Below are 16,876 nucleotides of genomic sequence, written 5' to 3'. Positions count from 1 at the left end.
ATTTATGCACCGATAAACTTCTATTTCATAAAAAACTAAGAAATCTAAGCGATGAAAAAGACTATAAAAACTATGGGGGGGGGGGAGGACTCTCTTTTGAAAAAGGAGAGGATTTGAGACCTATAGAATGTCATTTGATAACTCCAAATTTAGATTTAAGCATACTTAAATTTCCACTTATCATTAAACCGCGATTTGGAAGTGGAAGTAGAGATGTCATAGCCGTAAAAGATCAAGATGAGCTAAAAAATGCTCTATCAAAAATAGACTTAAACAAAGAGGATTTTTTAGCTGAAACATTAGTAGAGGGGATGGAATACGGACTAAGTGGAGCGGTAGTAAATGGAAAGTATATCCACATACTTATAAGACAAAAGCTTCTTACGCCGCTGCCTTATAGACAAAGTATAGGAAATTTGAGTGCTAAGGAGATTTTGGAAGTTACACGCTATATGCAAAAAGTCTCTACTAGACTAAATTTAAAAAACTGCCTTATAAACGCAGACCTTATCATAACGCCAGAAGGAGAGCCTTTTATCATAGAGTTAGCTCCACGCCCAAGCGGTCACTATCTCTCAAGCACCTTTGTAGAGATAGCAACTGGCGTAAATATGACAAAAGAGTGGATAAATATGATTTTAGGCAAAGCTTTTAGCTTTGAGCCTAAATTTACAAAACATGCGATTATTAGGTATTTTGATTTTGAGGGCAGAGTCACCGCGCCAAATTTTGAAATTTTAAAAGATGAACTTGGAATTGTAAAATATGAGTGTAACATAAATGGAGTTTTAGGCAAAGTAACAGATGGCAAAAGCATCATAAATAGAGGATATGCCATCATAGTAGCTAGCAGCAAGCAAGAGTGCCTGGCAAAGGCAGATGCTCTTATAAAAAAATTTAAAAAGGATATAAAATGAACGAAAGTGTAAAAGAGGCACAAGAAAATGCTTACAAACTATGGGAAGAGCATGTATCAAGCGGATATTTGCTCTATCCAAATGAATACCTTACAAGATATATTTTTGCAAACCAAAAGCGATTTAAAAGCGTTTTAGACTTTGGATGTGGCGATGGAAGACACCTTGAGATGATGAGTAAAGCAAAAATTCCAAATATAATCGGCGTAGATTACAATAAATCAGTTTTACAAATAGCTAAAAATCGTTGTAATGAAACGGGCGTAGAAGTATTTCAAAGCGGAAAGATTTTAAATTTAAAAGAAGTTTTAGGCGGAAAAAAAGTTGATTGTGTAGTTTGCTGGGGCATAACTCATCTAAATGCAAAAGAGATAACTTCAAATTTTATAAAGCAATTTAGAGATATTTTAAATGAAGGCGGAAGCGTATTTGCCAACTGGCGGACAAGAAAAGACTCTTTGTATAAAAAAGGCAAAGAGATAGATAAAGATACATTTATCATAGATGAAGAGTCTCATAAAGGAATGCTTTATTACTTCCCAAGCTTAGATGAAATAGAAAATATTTATAGTAGTGCTGGTTTAAAAATAACTAGCAAAGATTATGAAGAATTTAGCACAAATAATGGAAATATAATAAATTCATGGCATATTATAGAAGCCAAAAAACTAAAGGAGATTTGATGAATAGCTTAAAAGATTATAAAAATGACTTAACTTACTGGGAAGAACTTGTTTTAAAAGGCGATTTAATATATCCAAACGAGCATGTGGTGCGTTTTATTTTTAAAAATAAATTTAAAAGCGCACTTGATTTTGGCTGTGCTACAGGTAGGCATCTTGAGTGTTTAAATAGAGCTGGAGTAAAGAAAATAATCGGCGTAGATATCAACCAAAAGCCTCTTGATGTAGCCTTTGCAAGACTAAATGAACGCGTAGAAATGGGGGGGGGTAAGCTCATACTTTTAAATAATAAAGATAAAAGCTTAAAAGACATACTTTATGACACTCTTGGCGACACCAAAGTAGATGCGATAATTTCTTGGGGAGTTTTGCATTTATTTACACCAAATATCGTAGTAAATTTACTAAGTGAGTTTAAAAATCATCTAAATAAAAATGGTAAAATTCTAGTAAATTTCAGAAGTAAAAATGATAGTTTAAAAAACGGCGCTATAAATTTAGAACCAAATGTATATAAAATAACAAGAAAATCGCACAAAGATTTATTATATACATTTTATGATATAGATATGATAAAAGATGTGTTTTACAAAGCCGATTTGAAAATATCAAGCATAGACAAAGAGACTTTCACTCAAAATAACGGAGATATACAAAATGATTTTTACATCACAGAGGCCATACATAATAGCTGAAATGTCAGCTAACCACTGCGGAGATAAAAACTTAGCTTTTGAAATCATAAAAGCGGCCAAAGAAGCTGGGGCTGATGCTATAAAAGTGCAGACCTACACAGCTGATACTATCACGATTGATTGTAAAGATGAGATATTTATGACTCAAGATGATGGTCTTTGGGCAGGGCAAAGCTTATATGAACTATACAAAAAAGCATACACGCCTTGGGAGTGGCAAGGCGAGCTAAAAGCATACGCCGATCGTGTCGGGATAGACTTTTTCTCAACGCCGTTTGATTATAGTGCGGTGGATTTTTTAGAGAGCATTAATGTTCCTATGTATAAGATCGCCTCTTTTGAAGCGATCGATTATCCGCTCATCAGATACGCGGCTAAATTTAAAAAACCTATGATAATCTCAGTTGGAATTTCAAGCTTAGAAGAAATTTATGAAGCAATCAAAACTTGCAAAAGCGTAGGAAACGACGATATAACTATACTTAAATGCACTTCAAGCTATCCTGCTAAAATAGAAGATATGAACCTTTTAACCATAAAAGATATGCTTGAAAGGTTTTCGCCTATGGGCGTAAAAGTTGGGCTCAGCGATCACTCTATGAGCTTAGAAGTCCCGATAACAGCGGTCGCATTAGGAGCTAGCGTGATAGAAAAACACTTTACCATAGATAGAGCTCTAGGCGGTGAAGATAGTGGATTTTCTCTAAATAAAGATGAATTTAAAGCTATGAGCACAGCAGTTAGAAATGCTTATAAGGCTCTTGGAAGCGTTGATTATAGTGTAAATGAGAAAAATAGAAAAAGCGCTAGATCGCTTTTTGTAGTAGAGCGTATCAAAAAAGGTGAGGTTTTTACACCACAAAATATCCGCTCAATCCGCCCAAACAACGGACTTCATCCTAAATTTTATGATGAAATTTTAGGAAAAACGGCAAAAAAAGATTTGGAATTTGGGCATCCTTTAAGTTTAGATGATATAAGATAAACTTATGAAGCCGAGGAAATATTTGGCTGAATATCAGCCAAATTTAGATATCTATTATACATATCCTTGATCGATCATCGCATCAGCGACTTTTCTAAATCCTGCGATATTTGCTCCAAGAACAAGATTTCCAGCATCGCCAAACTCCACTGAAGTATCGTAACTCTCATGAAAAATATTTGTCATTATATTATGAAGTCTGCTATCTACTTCATCAAAAGTCCATTTTTGCATACTTGCGTTTTGTGCCATTTCTAGGCCACTAGTTGCCACACCACCAGCATTTGCGGCTTTTGCTGGGCCAAATAAGAAATCTTTTTTGCTAAGCATAAAGTCAATAGCCTCAAGTGTGCTAGGCATATTTGCACCCTCACAAACCAAGCGACAACCATTATTATAAATAGTTTTGATATCTTCCAAATTTAGCTCATTTTGTGTAGCACTAGGGAAAGCAGCATCACATGGAACGCTCCAAATTCCGTTTCTTCCAGCTTTATACTCGCTAACAGGAGTAAATTTCGCACTAGGTTTAGCTGCAGCATACTCGCTAAGACCTTTTCTTTCAACCTCTTTAATGCGTTTTAGTAGCTCTACATCTATGCCTTCGCTATCATAGATAAAGCCAGTTGAGTCACTTACTGTCACAGGAAGTGCGCCAAGCTGATATAGCTTTTGAGCTGTATATATAGCCACATTTCCAGCACCACTTATTGAGCATTTTTTGCCCTCTAAGCTACTATTTTGTTTTTTAAGCATCTCTTGAGCAAAATATACTGAGCCATAACCAGTAGCTTCTACCCTTACTAAGCTACCACCCCAGTCTAGACCTTTACCAGTCAAAGCACCATCAAAGCGGTTTGTTAGTTTTTTATATTGACCAAACATATATCCGATCTCACGACCACCAACGCCGATATCACCAGCTGGGACATCTTTTACGTCGCCTATTAGCTTATAAAGCTCATTCATGAAAGCTTGACAAAATCTCATAATCTCGCCATCGCTTTTGCCTTTAGGGTCAAAATTTGCGCCACCTTTACCGCCGCCCATATTAAGACCTGTAAGTGAGTTTTTAAAGATTTGCTCAAAGCCTAAAAATTTAATGATATCAAGGCATACTGATGGGTGAAATCTCAAACCACCTTTATATGGGCCAAGAGCAGAATTAAACTCTACGCGATATCCAAAATGTGAGCAAGGTTCGTTTTTATCGTTCATATAAGTTACTCTAAACATCGTAGTACGCTCTGGCATTACAATACGATCAATTATGCGATGCTTTAGATACTTATCTTCTTTGCTTAGCAAAGGCTCTAAACTACGCAATATCTCTGTTGCGGCTTGTAAAAATGTTGTTTGACCTGGACTTGACTTTTTGATATTTTCAAGCGTTTGATTTATGTAATCATGTACTCCCATTTTGGCTCCTATTTATAATAAAATTTGTTTTTTATTATACAAAAAAATATTTAAAGTTTTATTTAATATTAAATTTTATACTAAATAAATTTTTAAATAGTCACTATACTAAGCATTACTTAGGATCAAATTTAAATTCTCTAGCCAAATTTAGAAAAATTTTTAGAGATTTTTTCTCTTTTTTATCCATTTTATAGCTTATAAAGCCGAGATACCATAGGATATCTTTTGATTTTACATTTCTACTTTTAGAGTATTGATCCACTATGTATTTTGGTATTTTAACTTTAGTCTTTAAGAATTTTTTAATAAGTTTTTCATAGCTATTTTTATTTTTAATATATGAAAACCTTCCAAAAACAAACGGAAGATTTCTTTTTTCGTGCCAAATTCTACCCATATCATAAAACGCATTTTCCCCCTCATCAAGGTAGGCTTTCAAAGCTCTATCGCCTATGATGACTTCTCCTTTTAAACCTAAAACTTTACAAAGCATATTTGAAGTCATGGAAGCTGGATCCAAAGCCTTATCGCTATTTTTTCTGATAAGAACAGATTTTACATCTTTTTTAGAACAAATTCCAAAATCAAGCGTCTTATACTTGCTTTTCCTACTTTCTATGCTTGAGATAACAGCCGCATCAACGCGCCTAAACTCAAGATCTTTACACAATTTACTAGGAACGCCTTTTTTAAATTCAATACTTTTTTTTATATAGCTTTGTAAAGGATATGATTTTAAAAAGACGTGAAACGGAAGCAAATTTAGATAATCGATCTTGCCAAATAACATATTTATACCTTTTTACAACGTGTTAAAAACTCTATCTCCAGCATCGCCAAGTCCAGGAACTATATAGCCTTTTTCATTTAAGCCTTTATCGATAGCTGCAGTATAAACTTCTACGTCCGGATAAACTTCGCTAAATCTATCAAGCCCTTTGGGTGCTGCTAAAATAGAGATAAATTTGATCTTTTCTACACCCTTAGACTTTAAAAACTTGACTGCATCTATAGCAGTCCCGCCAGTAGCAAACATCGGATCTATGATGATCGCAGTACGTTCGGCGTGATCTTTTGGAAGTTTTGCATAGTAAAACTCTGCTTTAAGAGTTTTTTCATCTCTTTGAAAACCTAAAAATCCGACACTTGCATCAGGAAGTAGTTTAAATACGCCATCAAGCATACCAAGAGCTGCTCTTAGAACAGGACATATCATAATCTTCTCGGCTAATTTTTTCGATTTTGTAGTGGCAACTGGCGTCGTAACCTCTGTGTCTTTTAGCAAAAAGTCTCTGCTGGCTTCAAAAAGCATAAGATAAGTTATCTCATCAACAAGCATTCTAAACTGAAATGGGTCTGTATTTATATCTCTTAAAATAGTGAGTTTATGCTCAATGAGCGGATGAGAGATCAGCTTTATGTTTTGCATTTTTTTTCCTTTATCGCCTAGTATTTTTGTATGGATTATACTCTAAATTTACTTAATATGAGCCGTATGAATAAATCGCAAATAAAGAAAGAATTTACGAAAATCCAAAAATACTATAAAATTTAAATAATATAATTTTTATTAAATTTACTATTGAAATTTGATATTTGCTATAAGAAGATAATAAATTTAAAACATATAAGCAGATACGCCTTTTATACTAGGTAGCTCTAAACTCAACTTTCCGTTTTGCCCATAAAAATAGCAGTACTAGCAAATAAAAAACTTGCAAAAACCATAAAAACTAGTAACTTTTTCAACTTCTTAGCTTAAAATCCCAGCCCCATTTATCGCTTGACTTCTATCTTTGGCATAGATTCTTTTGGCATTTTTTAGATCATATTTCCAGATTGGAGCATTTGCTTTAAAATCTTCTACAAAGTCATTTATAAGACTTAGCGCTACTTTTCTTTTTGGGCTTAGCACACCTGCTATGAAGCTTGAGGCGTGATTTGGCACGTCGCCTTTTGAATGTGCCATAAATATAGTGGCATTTTTTTCTTTTGCCTTTTCTTGCCACGCATCAAACCATTTTTTAAGTAGCGGTTCATAGATGTCAAAACTAAGGCCATCTATGCCGTCTTCATCTCGCACAACGCCTACAAAGGTTATGATAGCACCATAATTTTTATCTTTATTTTGCATAAACCAGCGGTTTGTTATCTCAGTGACGTTTAGTTCGCCGCTATATAGTTCCATATTTAGCCCCCACAAACTGGCGGTAATATACAAATTTTATCACCATTTTTTAAAGTAGTATCAAGATTGGTAACAATCTCGTCATTTAGTGCAACAGCACAGAGTTTTAGCCACTCTTTGAGATTCTCATTTTTATTTAAGATCTCTTTTAACTGCCTTAAATTTGCTACATCTAACTCTAAAGCGTCCGTATTTATCGGCCCTAAAAACTCGACTTTTACCATTTTTTCTCCTTTAAAATATAATCATATCTTATGATATTAAATTTTAATTACTACCGTTTTGTAATTTACGTAATTTACAAAGGCTTCATTTACGACCTTGACGTTTTGCCTTTTTGTATAATCGACGCTGTAGCTTCCGCGTTCATTTGTGCTAAAATTTATACAAAGTTTCGCAGCAAAATTTATGATATCTTCACTCAAATTTTGTTTATTTGTCTTTAAGATGACGTGAGCGCTTTTGATATCTTTTAGATGAAACCAAAAATCATCTTTTTTTGCATTTTTAAGCAAAAACGCATTACCTTTTTCATTTTTTCCCACACTGATCTTAAACTCGCCTACGTAAAAATCACGAACTATGTCGCTAAATTTGGCACTATTTTTACTTAGCGATTTTTTAGGCGATATGATGAGTAGTTCGCTGCTGGTATTTGCTAGGTTTATGGCATTTTTTAGTTTGAGCAAAAAGTCTATTTTTTCATTTAAATTTGAGCGTTCTATCTCTATGTTTGCTGCTTTTTGTTTTAGCTTTTTACTCTCTTTAAACATAGCATTTGCACTATTTTTTGGAGTATCGTTTAGCTTTAAATTTATATTGTTGCCATCTTCGTCAATCAAATTTAACTCTCTTTGAAATCCTTGTAAAAGATATAAATTTGAGATTATAAGGCTAGCATTTTTATTTAGCTCTTTACTTTTTGCTTCTAAAAATTCCTTGCTTTCAAGCTTATCTAAGTTAGCTTTTAAATTTGATATTTTTTTATCTAAGTTCGCCAACTTCGCAGATTTTAAATTTTCTAATCTTTTCGTTTTGAGTTTTAAGAATTCGTTTTGAAAATATTCGTCAAAGTCAGTGATCTGCTCACAACCGCTCTCTTTTATGTCAAATGGCTCAAGCATGATTAATTTTTTGCCCGGTTTTATGACTCTTTTATCGTTTTGCATATGCCTTAAGGCTTCTAAGATGATGCCGTTTTCATCTGTTAAAATGATATTTGTAAATCGTCCGGTAAATTCTAGATACAAAACTGAATTTACCTTCTTATATGAGCCACTAAGACTTGCTTGTATTTTCAGTATCCTGTTGTTTTTTAGCGTTTTTATGCTATCTATCTTGGCTGAGTTTAGGCGTTTTTTAAGCGTGATATCAAAAGGCGCTTTATACTCTTTTACGGCGATTTTTTCATCTGTTTTATAGATGCTAGAGCTACTTTTATTTAGATCAAAAATTAAAGAATAATTCCCATCAAATGTAATTTGCAAAGCCAAATCATCAACTCTTTTTATGTTAGTTATTTTTTTAAATTTGGTTAAAAATTCTGATATCTGAGTTAAAATTTTATACTTCATAAGCCTGATTATACCAAAAATTTGCTACAATAGACCAAATTTAGCTAAGGAAAATCATGAAACAAACTATTACTGAAAAAATTTTTAGTGAGCATGTTGGAGACGCTGTTTATGCGGGGCAAATAGTAGAAAGCAAGATTGATATGGTTATAGGAAACGACATCACTACGCCGATCTCTATCAAGGCTTTTAGGGAGAGTGGAGCAAAAAAACTAGCAAATCCAGATGGTTTTGCTATAGTAATGGATCATTATATCCCAGCTAAAGATATAGCAAGCGCAAATCAGGCAAAAATCAGTCGTGATTTTGCTTATGAACATAATCTAAAGAATTTTTTTGATGAAAAAGATATGGGCATCGAACACGCTTTGATGCCAGAAAAAGGTCTTGTAGTGCCAGGAGATGTTATCATAGGAGCAGATTCTCACACCTGTACGCATGGTGCTCTTGGAGCGTTTAGCACGGGAATGGGAAGCACGGATTTGGCTTATGCTATGATAACTGGTAAAAACTGGTTTAAGGTGCCTGCAACCATAAAAGTTGAGTTCGTGGGAAAACCTGCGAAGCACATTTATGGCAAGGATTTAATACTTGAAGTTATACGTCAAATCGGCGTTGATGGAGCTTTATACAAAGCTTTAGAGTTTTGTGGGGACGCTATGAAATATCTTGATATGGATAGCCGTTTTAGTTTATGTAATATGGCTATAGAAGCAGGCGGAAAAAGCGGTATAATCGCAGTAGATGATATAACAAAAGAATTTTTAGCTAGTAAAAATTTACGTTCAAAACCAAAGTTTTACTATAGCGATGAGGATGCAAACTATGAAAAAGTTTTACGCATAGATGTGAGTAAGCTTGATCCGGTTATTGCATATCCGTTTTTACCAAGCAATGGAAAAAGCATAAATGAGGCTTTAAAAGACGACCTAAAAATAGATCAAGTGTTTATAGGAAGCTGTACGAATGGACGTCTTAGCGATCTTAGGATAGCTGCTGGAATTTTAAAAGGAAAAAGAGTAGCTAAGCACACTAGGCTTATCATTACTCCAGCTACGCAAAAGATCGCACTTGCAGCGCAAAAAGAAGGGCTTATGGATATCTTTGTAGAAGCAGGAGCTGTAGTCAGCAATCCTACGTGTGGAGCTTGTCTTGGCGGATATATGGGGATTTTAGGAGCAGGGGAAAGATGCGTAAGCACTACAAATAGAAACTTTGTAGGCAGAATGGGCGACAAGACTAGCGAAGTGTATCTTGCAAACTCTGCAGTCGCGGCAGCTTCTGCTATAGCCGGGAAAATCGCAGATCCAAGAGCGCTATAAGAAAGCCAAATTTGAAAAACGCACTGATTTTAGCTGGAGGAAAAAGCAGCAGAATGGGAAGCGATAAAACGCTTCTTGCTTACAAAGATTATCCTAGCATTACGCACTTTTTATTTGAGCGTTTAAGCAAGATTTTTGAAGATGTTAAAATCAGCGCAAAAAATGATAAATTTGAGCCTAAACTTCCTGTTTTGATCGATGATTTTGGTGATTTTTCTGTCTTAAAAGTTATAGCAAATTTAGATAAAAACTATGACGAGCCTGTTTTTATTATAGCTGCAGATACGCCGTTTGTAAAACTTGAAACGATAAAAGAGCTGTATTTAAATTTAAAAAATAACGATATGTCTCTTCCAAGAGACGGCGAGTTTGTGCATGGGCTTTGCGGATTTTATAATCCTAAAGTGAGCCTAGTAGCGCAATCTTTGTTAAAAAATGGTATGCAAAAAGTCTCACTTTTAAGAGATCTTTGTCCTACTATTATCACTGAATTTAAAGATAAAAAGCAGTTTTTAAATTTAAACACTCGGGCTGATTATGAGCTTGTAAGATGATGCTAAAGATATCTGTTTTGATTTTGAGTTTATGCTTGATAGCTTATGCAAACTCGGCTGATGAGTTATATAAAAAAGCTAGTGAATTTGAAAAAAACGGAGATATGAAAAATGCACTTTTCTTCTATAAACAAGCAGCGAAAGTCGCTTTAGATATAAAAGATATAAGCAAAGAATTTAAAACTGATAAAAAGCAAGATCATAGTATGAATTTTGCTCATACAGATGAGCCAATAACCGATTTTTTCGGTCTTGAAACCTTTCATACAAATTATATTTTACCAGAAACTTATACGAAAAATATACCAGATGACGGACGCAAGAAATTTGAGACTAAATTTCAAATAAGTGTTAAAAAACCTCTTGTTAGAGATATTTTAGGTTTAGATGAAACGCTGTATTTTGGCTATACTCAGCGTTCGTGGTGGCAAACTTCAAAAGATTCATCTCCATTTAGAGAGAATAATTATGAGCCTGAACTCTTTGTAAATTTTCCTACAGATATTTTAACAATTCCGAATTTAAAGAATTTCCAGCTTGGAGTTTTGCATAATTCAAATGGCAAAGACGGCGAGCAGTCGCGTTCTTGGAATAGAGTTTATTTAAGGGGAAATTTTGTTTATGATGGTTTTAGCATAGCTCCGCGTCTTTGGTGGAGAATCCCAGAACACGATGATGACAATCCAGACATTAAGGATTACGCAGGAAATGGCGATGTGAGTATGTTTTATAAATTTAACAAGCACATATTTAGTCTAAAGCTTACAAACAACCTTCATCTTGATAAAACAAATAGAGGATCTGCCGAGCTTGGATGGATATTTCCACTATTTTATGCGGGATTTTATGGATATGTTCAGTATTTTAACGGCTATGCAGAGAATTTAGCAGACTATGATAAACATACAAATAAAATAGGCATAGGATTTGTGTTTTTTAAATAAGCCAGATTTTCTAGCTTATTTAAGGATAAGAGTATAGCCACCATCGCTTTGTCTGATACCATAATAGTAGTTTCCATCTAGCCATATAACTACTCTATAAAACTCTTCGTGCGATCCAAAAGTTATCTTTTTTACTGCCCCAATATCTACCTTTAACGTTTTAGTATTTAGTCTTGTTTTTGGTTTTTTAAAGTCTATGACGATCTTGTTTGGCTGATCGATGATAAAATCACGGATCTTCTCATCTTTGGTAAAGATATTTATCTTTGAGTTATAAATATCAAATTTAACAAGTTTTGAAAAATTTACGTTTTTAAGCGGGGGCTCTATTTTAGGTGCTTTTGTGGTATTTAGACCTATATTTACATTTTCTTTTTTGATATCTGGTTTGCTGGTTACTGATACGTCTAAGATCTTTGTGGCGCTTTTGTTTGGATTTGCTTGATTTCTTAGCACGAACTCATCGTGCCAATCAAAACTTCCATTTATATCTATGATCTTTTGTTTTATGTTGCCGTCTATACTTTTATAATAAAAAACCGCATGACTTAGCTCTCTAGCATCGCTTGGAAATTTGATTATCTTTGTTTCAAATGGTGGAGCACTCTCAATGACGTTTGATGCGACCATATCAGTCTCATTGATATCGCTCGGCAAAAATGGATTTTCACGTCCGTAAAAAATAGATGCAAAAACTAATAAAATTAAAAATCGTTTCATATATTACCCATTTATTTGTTGTAGTTATCAGGATCTAAGCCTATAAGCTCAAAATACTCTTTTTGTAGTGCCGAGTTTGCCTCTTGTAGTTTTTGCACTTCTGTTTTAAGGCTATTTTTTTGATTGTAAAGATCTATCATCACATCAAGAGAGCGTGAGCCAAAAAGTGCATTTCCTACGTAAATTCCTGCGACAACTACAAAAAAAGTTGCTCCAAGATATAATATTAGAAATTTAAAAGAGCTATTAGTCTTTTTTTTAGGGACGCCTAGCTCATCTAAAATTTCATTCAAATTTTATCCCCCAAATACTCACTAGTTTCAAGCTCGATCTCAAGCAAACGATTGTATTTTGCGTTTCTCTCGCTTCTGCTTGTAGCTCCTGTTTTTATCTCGCCTGTGTTTAATGCTACTGCAAAGTCGGCTATAAAGCTATCTTCACTCTCACCACTTCTGTGGCTCATAATGCAACGATAACCATTTCTTTGAGCTAGACGCACTGTTTGCATTGTTTGACTTACTGAGCCTATTTGATTTGGTTTTATAAGCACTGCATTTGCTATGCCTTTTTGAATTCCATCTTTTAAGATCTTCTCATTTGTTACAAATAGATCATCTCCGACGAGCTGAACTTTGCTACCAAGTCTATCTGTTAGCAGTTTCCAGCCCTCCCAATCATCTTCGCTAAGTCCGTCTTCGATAGAAAATATCGGATATTTGTTGCAAAGTTCTTCATATCTATCTATTAGTTCTTTGCTTGTTAGCGCTTTACCTTCAAGTTTATAAACACCATCTTCATATAGTTCGCTACTAGCTACGTCAAGAGCGATTTTTATCTGCTCTCCAGCCTTGTATCCGGCTTTTACTATAGCTTCCATAATGATTTTTATAGGCTCTTCATTGTCTTTTAAATTTGGAGCAAATCCGCCCTCATCGCCAACGGCCGTGCTATGCCCTAAGTCGTTTAGGATCTTTTTAAGTGTTTGGTATATTTCAGCTACAGCACGCAAAGCATCGCTAAAGCTTGAAAAACCAAAAGGCATTACCATAAATTCTTGAAAATCTACGCTGTTGTTTGCGTGAGCTCCGCCGTTTATTATGTTAAACATAGGAACGGGCAACGTGCAGGCATTTGCGCCACCAAGGTATCTATAAAGTGGTAAATTTAGACTATTTGCAGCTGCACGAGCTACTGCCATCGATACGCCAAGAACTGCGTTTGCACCTAAATTTGAGTAGTTGTCTGTGCCATCAAGTCCTAGCATAGCATCGTCTATAGCTTTTTGGTTGAGTGCATCCATACCGCTTATTTCTTCTGCTATTAACGTATTTACGTTATTTACAGCTTTTGAAACGCCTTTTCCGCCAAATTTGCTTTTATCGCCGTCTCTTAGCTCTAAGGCCTCTTTTTTACCGGTACTTGCGCCACTTGGCACGATAGCATCACCAACGCTACCATCACATAATTTTACTTTTACTTTTAATGTTGGATTTCCTCTACTATCTAAAACTTCTATCGCTTTTACACTTTTTATTGTAGGCATTATTCTTCTCCTAAATTCTCTTCATCTATATCTGTGCTACTCATAATTCCGTCATTCATATTTGCACGTATTTTTTCTATAATTGCTTCTGCTACTGCTTTGTTTTCTTTTAAAAATGCTTTTGAGTTTTCTCTTCCTTGTCCTAGCTTGCTGTTATCATAGCTAAACCAAGCACCGCTTTTATCGATAATATCAAGTTTTACGCCATAGTCTATTATCTCGCCTTCTTTGCTTATACCCTCGCCAAACATTATATCAAACTCAGCTTGTTTAAATGGAGGCGCGACTTTATTTTTTACTACTTTTACTTTTACGCGGTTTCCTATAGGCTCGTCGCTCTGTTTTAAAGTGGCAACCTTACGTACATCAAGGCGAACTGAAGCGTAAAATTTAAGTGCGTTTCCGCCAGTCGTAGTCTCAGGAGTACCATATCCCATGGCGCCGATTTTCATACGAATTTGGTTGATAAATATAACCGTAGTTCCCATTTTATGTACTACGCCGGTTAATTTTCTAAGAGCTTGGCTCATAAGTCTTGCTTGAAGTCCGACGTGCTGATCGCCCATATCGCCTTCTATCTCGCTTTTTGGAGTGAGCGCTGCGACACTATCTACGACTATTAAATCAACCGCACCACTTCTAGCTAGAGTTTCTACGATATCAAGAGCTTGTTCGCCAAAATCTGGTTGTGATATATATAAATTTTCAGTATCAACGCCTAAATTTCCTGCATATTTTACGTCTAGTGCGTGTTCTGCATCTACAAACGCACAAATTCCGCCGGCTTTTTGGCATTCTGCTATGATGTGCAAAGTAAGAGTTGTCTTGCCTGAGCTTTCAGGGCCGTAAATTTCGATGATTCTACCTTTTGGAATGCCACCGATTCCAAGGGCTATATCAAGTCCAATTGAGCTTGTACTAATGCTATCAATAGGCTCAATTTCTCTATCTCCTAACCTTAAAATAGTGCCTTTTCCAAAAGCTTTATCAATCTGCTTTAAAGCTAAATCTAAGCTTTTTTTCTTATTTTCATCCATATTTTTCCTTGCAAAAAATTTAAACTATTTTATCAAAAAGTATTAAAAATTAAGCTAAATTTTAATACACTGCTAATAAAAAGTCAAAAAAGGTGCAATTTTGAAAAATATAACAGTAGCTCATTCGCCAGATGCCGATGATATCTTTATGTATGAGGCTATCAAATTTGGTTGGGTCAGTAGTGAAAAACTCTTATTTTCTAATACCCCATCTGATATCCAAACTCTAAATTTAGAAGCATTAAAAGGCACTTATGACACGACTGCTATAAGCTTTGGTCTGTATCCATTGATTTGGGAAGATTACGCACTTCTACGGACTGCTGTGAGTTTTGGTAATGGGTATGGTCCAAAACTTATCAAGAAAAAAGGCTTGAGCTTAAAACCGAATTTTAAAGTTGCTTTAAGTGGCGAGCATACTACAAATGCGCTTTTATTTAAGATAGCCTATCCAAAAGCTAGGGTGATTTATAAGAACTTTTTGGAGATAGAAAGTGCTGTTTTAAGCGGTGAAGTAGATGCTGGCGTACTTATACACGAAAGCATTTTAGAATTTAGCAGTGAGCTTTGCGTGGAGCGTGAAATTTGGGATATCTGGTGCGAGTTTAGAAATGATGATACTTTGCCACTGCCTCTTGGTGGAATGGCGGTGCGAAGAAGCTTGCCGCTAACTGATGCTATAGAGTGTGAAAGAGTTTTGACAAAAGCTGTAGATATCGCAAATAAAAACAAAAAATTGCTTTGCAAAATGCTTTTAGAGCGAAATTTAGTCAGAGTAGATGATAAAAAACTTGAAATTTATCTAAATTTATATGCAAATGATAGTTCTATAAGTATGGACAAACTTCAGATAAAGGCGTTAGATAGGCTTTTTGAGCTAGGTTTTGAAAACGGATTTTATCCTAACCTTATAAAAGCAGAGCCAAATTTTATCCCTACTGAGTATTTAGAAAGCAGAAACGCCTGATGCAAAGCGATCTTATAGGGCTTGGAGTTGAGACTTTTAAGCTGACTCTTATGATAAGCCTTCCTATGCTTTTAGCCGGTCTTATAGCAGGACTTCTTATTAGTATATTTCAAGCTACGACTCAAATAAACGAAATGACTTTGAGCTTTGTACCAAAGATCATTTTAGTCGTCGTGATAATCATCTTCTTAATGCCTTGGATGATGAACCAAATGACGGATTTTACGGCTAGAATTTTAAATATGATACCGACTTTTATACAATGAAGATCGACTTTTCTAAATTTAGCTCTGTTAAGATCGGCGGAGTTTTTGATGTAGAACTTATAGACGAGATACGTAAATTTAGCGGAGTGATGATAGGCGGTGCAAACAATATCTTGATCTCGCCAAATCCGCCTAAAATGGGGATTTTAAGCTCTAAATTCGACTATATCAAATTTGAAAACCATATCTTAAAAGTGGGCGCAAAAACTAGTAGTGCAAAGCTTTTTAAATTTGCCAAAGATCATAATATCGGAGGATTTGAGTTTATAAAAAAAATCCCTGGTAGCATTGGTGGAATGATTACTATGAACGCCGGAGTAAAAGAGCACGAGATCAGCTTGAACTTAAAAAATATCACCACTAGTTATGGTGAATTTTCTAAAAAAGAGTGCGACTTTAGCTATCGTCATTCAAATATAAAAGGTGTGATATTTGAAGCTAGTTTTGAAGTGATACGCGAGTTTGATGATGAGCTATTTAAAGTGTTAAATGCAAAAAGGGCAAACCAACCAAAAGGCGCTAGTTTTGGTTCTTGTTTTGCAAATCCGCCAGGACATTATGCTGGAGCCTTGCTAGAGAGCGTTGGGCTAAAAGGATTTAGGATAGGAGATTGCGGATTTAGCAAGATGCATGCGAATTTTTTGATAAATTATGGTGGTGGTAAATTTGAAGATGCTTTGAGCCTTATAAATTTAGCCAAAGAGCGAGTTTTGGATAAATTTGGTATAGAGTTAAAAAGCGAAGTTGTGATCTTGTAATGTTTTGATTTTATTTTGAGCTTTTTATGTTTTGAAATTGTTGTAGCTTAGTAAAAATTTGTATTTTGGTTTTGTGCTCAATCAATGTTATTGACAAACAAAAAAGTTTTAGGTATAATTCCCACTCTTTTTTATTCCGGATTAGCTCAGCGGTAGAGTAGTCGGCTGTTAACCGATTGGTCGCTGGTTCGAATCCAGCATCCGGAGCCACTTTTATTAAAATCATATAAATTCTATAAAAATATCTTTGGCTACATTAAGCACAATAAAATAAATATTATTTTTTCTTCGCATATCATTT

At 34.9% G+C, this 16,876-nt stretch carries 20 protein-coding genes and 1 tRNA gene; 11 read left to right on the top strand and 10 right to left on the bottom strand.

Annotation, left to right across the window (positions count from 1 at the left end; genetic code table 11):
* Window positions 1-113: 113 nt before the first annotated feature.
* Genes CHLWT_RS01240 through pseI form a run of 4 tightly spaced genes read left to right on the top strand, consistent with a single transcriptional unit; the run spans window position 114 to window position 3,280 of the window.
* Complete coding sequence (locus tag CHLWT_RS01240; protein WP_112000623.1) at window positions 114-917, top strand: ATP-grasp domain-containing protein; 804 nt, start codon at window positions 114-116, stop codon at window positions 915-917.
* The gene (locus tag CHLWT_RS01235) at window positions 914-1,600 is read left to right on the top strand and encodes a class I SAM-dependent methyltransferase (RefSeq protein ID WP_112000624.1); all 687 of its coding nucleotides are present in this window, start codon (window positions 914-916) and stop codon (window positions 1,598-1,600) included. The genes CHLWT_RS01240 and CHLWT_RS01235 overlap by 4 nt, the downstream gene beginning before the upstream one ends.
* Complete coding sequence (locus CHLWT_RS01230; RefSeq protein ID WP_170253214.1) at window positions 1,600-2,295, top strand: class I SAM-dependent methyltransferase; 696 nt, start codon at window positions 1,600-1,602, stop codon at window positions 2,293-2,295. Before CHLWT_RS01235 ends, CHLWT_RS01230 begins: the two co-directional genes overlap by 1 nt.
* Window positions 2,258-3,280, top strand: coding sequence for a pseudaminic acid synthase (gene pseI, locus CHLWT_RS01225; RefSeq protein ID WP_112000626.1), 1,023 nt, complete (start codon window positions 2,258-2,260; stop codon window positions 3,278-3,280). The genes CHLWT_RS01230 and pseI overlap by 38 nt, the downstream gene beginning before the upstream one ends.
* A gap of 54 nt (window positions 3,281-3,334) precedes the next feature.
* Here the strand turns inward: pseI and gdhA are convergent, their stop codons facing one another.
* The 6 genes from gdhA to CHLWT_RS01195 form a co-directional block, all read right to left on the bottom strand.
* Entirely contained in the window at window positions 3,335-4,699 is a 1,365-nt protein-coding gene (gene gdhA, locus CHLWT_RS01220) for an NADP-specific glutamate dehydrogenase (RefSeq protein WP_112000627.1), read from the bottom strand.
* A 115-nt stretch (window positions 4,700-4,814) separates the two neighbouring features.
* A complete protein-coding gene (locus CHLWT_RS01215; RefSeq protein ID WP_063997611.1) occupies window positions 4,815-5,492 on the bottom strand; it encodes an MqnA/MqnD/SBP family protein in 678 nt (225 codons plus the stop codon).
* 12 nt (window positions 5,493-5,504) lie between these two features.
* On the bottom strand, window positions 5,505-6,131 hold the full coding sequence (gene upp, locus CHLWT_RS01210; protein WP_063997612.1) for a uracil phosphoribosyltransferase: 627 nt from the start codon (window positions 6,129-6,131) through the stop codon (window positions 5,505-5,507).
* A gap of 324 nt (window positions 6,132-6,455) precedes the next feature.
* A complete protein-coding gene (locus CHLWT_RS01205) occupies window positions 6,456-6,890 on the bottom strand; it encodes a molybdopterin synthase catalytic subunit (RefSeq protein ID WP_112000556.1) in 435 nt (144 codons plus the stop codon).
* Between the two features lie 2 nt (window positions 6,891-6,892).
* A complete protein-coding gene (locus CHLWT_RS01200; RefSeq protein WP_063997614.1) occupies window positions 6,893-7,114 on the bottom strand; it encodes a MoaD/ThiS family protein in 222 nt (73 codons plus the stop codon).
* A 36-nt stretch (window positions 7,115-7,150) separates the two neighbouring features.
* Window positions 7,151-8,464, bottom strand: a complete 1,314-nt coding sequence (locus CHLWT_RS01195) for an NFACT RNA binding domain-containing protein (protein ID WP_112000555.1) — start codon at window positions 8,462-8,464, stop codon at window positions 7,151-7,153.
* 56 nt (window positions 8,465-8,520) lie between these two features.
* Here CHLWT_RS01195 and leuC point away from each other — a divergent pair, with 56 nt between their 5' ends.
* The 3 genes from leuC to CHLWT_RS01180 are packed head-to-tail and all read left to right on the top strand — an operon-like array spanning window position 8,521 to window position 11,284.
* Window positions 8,521-9,786: a 3-isopropylmalate dehydratase large subunit gene (leuC, locus tag CHLWT_RS01190; protein WP_063997616.1), complete on the top strand. Its 1,266-nt coding sequence runs from the start codon at window positions 8,521-8,523 to the stop codon at window positions 9,784-9,786.
* An 11-nt stretch (window positions 9,787-9,797) separates the two neighbouring features.
* The gene (locus CHLWT_RS01185; RefSeq protein WP_111969279.1) at window positions 9,798-10,340 is read left to right on the top strand and encodes an NTP transferase domain-containing protein; all 543 of its coding nucleotides are present in this window, start codon (window positions 9,798-9,800) and stop codon (window positions 10,338-10,340) included.
* Entirely contained in the window at window positions 10,337-11,284 is a 948-nt protein-coding gene (locus CHLWT_RS01180) for a phospholipase A (RefSeq protein ID WP_244948782.1), read from the top strand. Before CHLWT_RS01185 ends, CHLWT_RS01180 begins: the two co-directional genes overlap by 4 nt.
* 15 nt (window positions 11,285-11,299) lie before the next feature.
* Here CHLWT_RS01180 and CHLWT_RS01175 read toward each other — a convergent pair whose 3' ends face one another.
* Genes CHLWT_RS01175 through recA form a run of 4 tightly spaced genes read right to left on the bottom strand, consistent with a single transcriptional unit; the run spans window position 11,300 to window position 14,584 of the window.
* Window positions 11,300-12,004, bottom strand: coding sequence for an AMIN domain-containing protein (locus CHLWT_RS01175; protein ID WP_063997618.1), 705 nt, complete (start codon window positions 12,002-12,004; stop codon window positions 11,300-11,302).
* A gap of 11 nt (window positions 12,005-12,015) precedes the next feature.
* Complete coding sequence (locus CHLWT_RS01170; RefSeq protein WP_063997619.1) at window positions 12,016-12,297, bottom strand: hypothetical protein; 282 nt, start codon at window positions 12,295-12,297, stop codon at window positions 12,016-12,018.
* Window positions 12,294-13,547 (bottom strand): phosphopyruvate hydratase, encoded by a 1,254-nt coding sequence (gene eno, locus CHLWT_RS01165; protein ID WP_112000554.1) that lies wholly within the window; start codon window positions 13,545-13,547, stop codon window positions 12,294-12,296. Before eno ends, CHLWT_RS01170 begins: the two co-directional genes overlap by 4 nt.
* Entirely contained in the window at window positions 13,547-14,584 is a 1,038-nt protein-coding gene (gene recA / locus CHLWT_RS01160; protein WP_111974927.1) for a recombinase RecA, read from the bottom strand. The genes eno and recA overlap by 1 nt, the downstream gene beginning before the upstream one ends.
* 100 nt (window positions 14,585-14,684) lie before the next feature.
* Between recA and CHLWT_RS01155 the strand changes: the two genes are divergently transcribed.
* The 4 genes from CHLWT_RS01155 to CHLWT_RS01140 all read left to right on the top strand — a co-directional run bounded on the left by CHLWT_RS01155 (window position 14,685) and on the right by CHLWT_RS01140 (window position 16,785).
* Window positions 14,685-15,551 (top strand): menaquinone biosynthesis family protein, encoded by an 867-nt coding sequence (locus tag CHLWT_RS01155; protein WP_373886273.1) that lies wholly within the window; start codon window positions 14,685-14,687, stop codon window positions 15,549-15,551.
* Complete coding sequence (gene fliQ, locus CHLWT_RS01150) at window positions 15,551-15,817, top strand: flagellar biosynthesis protein FliQ (RefSeq protein WP_034962562.1); 267 nt, start codon at window positions 15,551-15,553, stop codon at window positions 15,815-15,817. The genes CHLWT_RS01155 and fliQ overlap by 1 nt, the downstream gene beginning before the upstream one ends.
* Window positions 15,814-16,575 (top strand): UDP-N-acetylmuramate dehydrogenase, encoded by a 762-nt coding sequence (locus tag CHLWT_RS01145; protein WP_111995952.1) that lies wholly within the window; start codon window positions 15,814-15,816, stop codon window positions 16,573-16,575. Before fliQ ends, CHLWT_RS01145 begins: the two co-directional genes overlap by 4 nt.
* Before the next feature lie 135 nt (window positions 16,576-16,710).
* Window positions 16,711-16,785: transfer RNA gene (locus tag CHLWT_RS01140), tRNA-Asn, on the top strand.
* Window positions 16,786-16,876: the final 91 nt, after the last annotated feature.

Source organism: Campylobacter hyointestinalis subsp. lawsonii (assembly GCF_013372165.1).
Lineage (GTDB): Bacteria > Campylobacterota > Campylobacteria > Campylobacterales > Campylobacteraceae > Campylobacter > Campylobacter lawsonii.
Note: the sequence above shows the minus strand (reverse complement) of the source record. Positions and strands in the feature narration are given on the sequence as shown.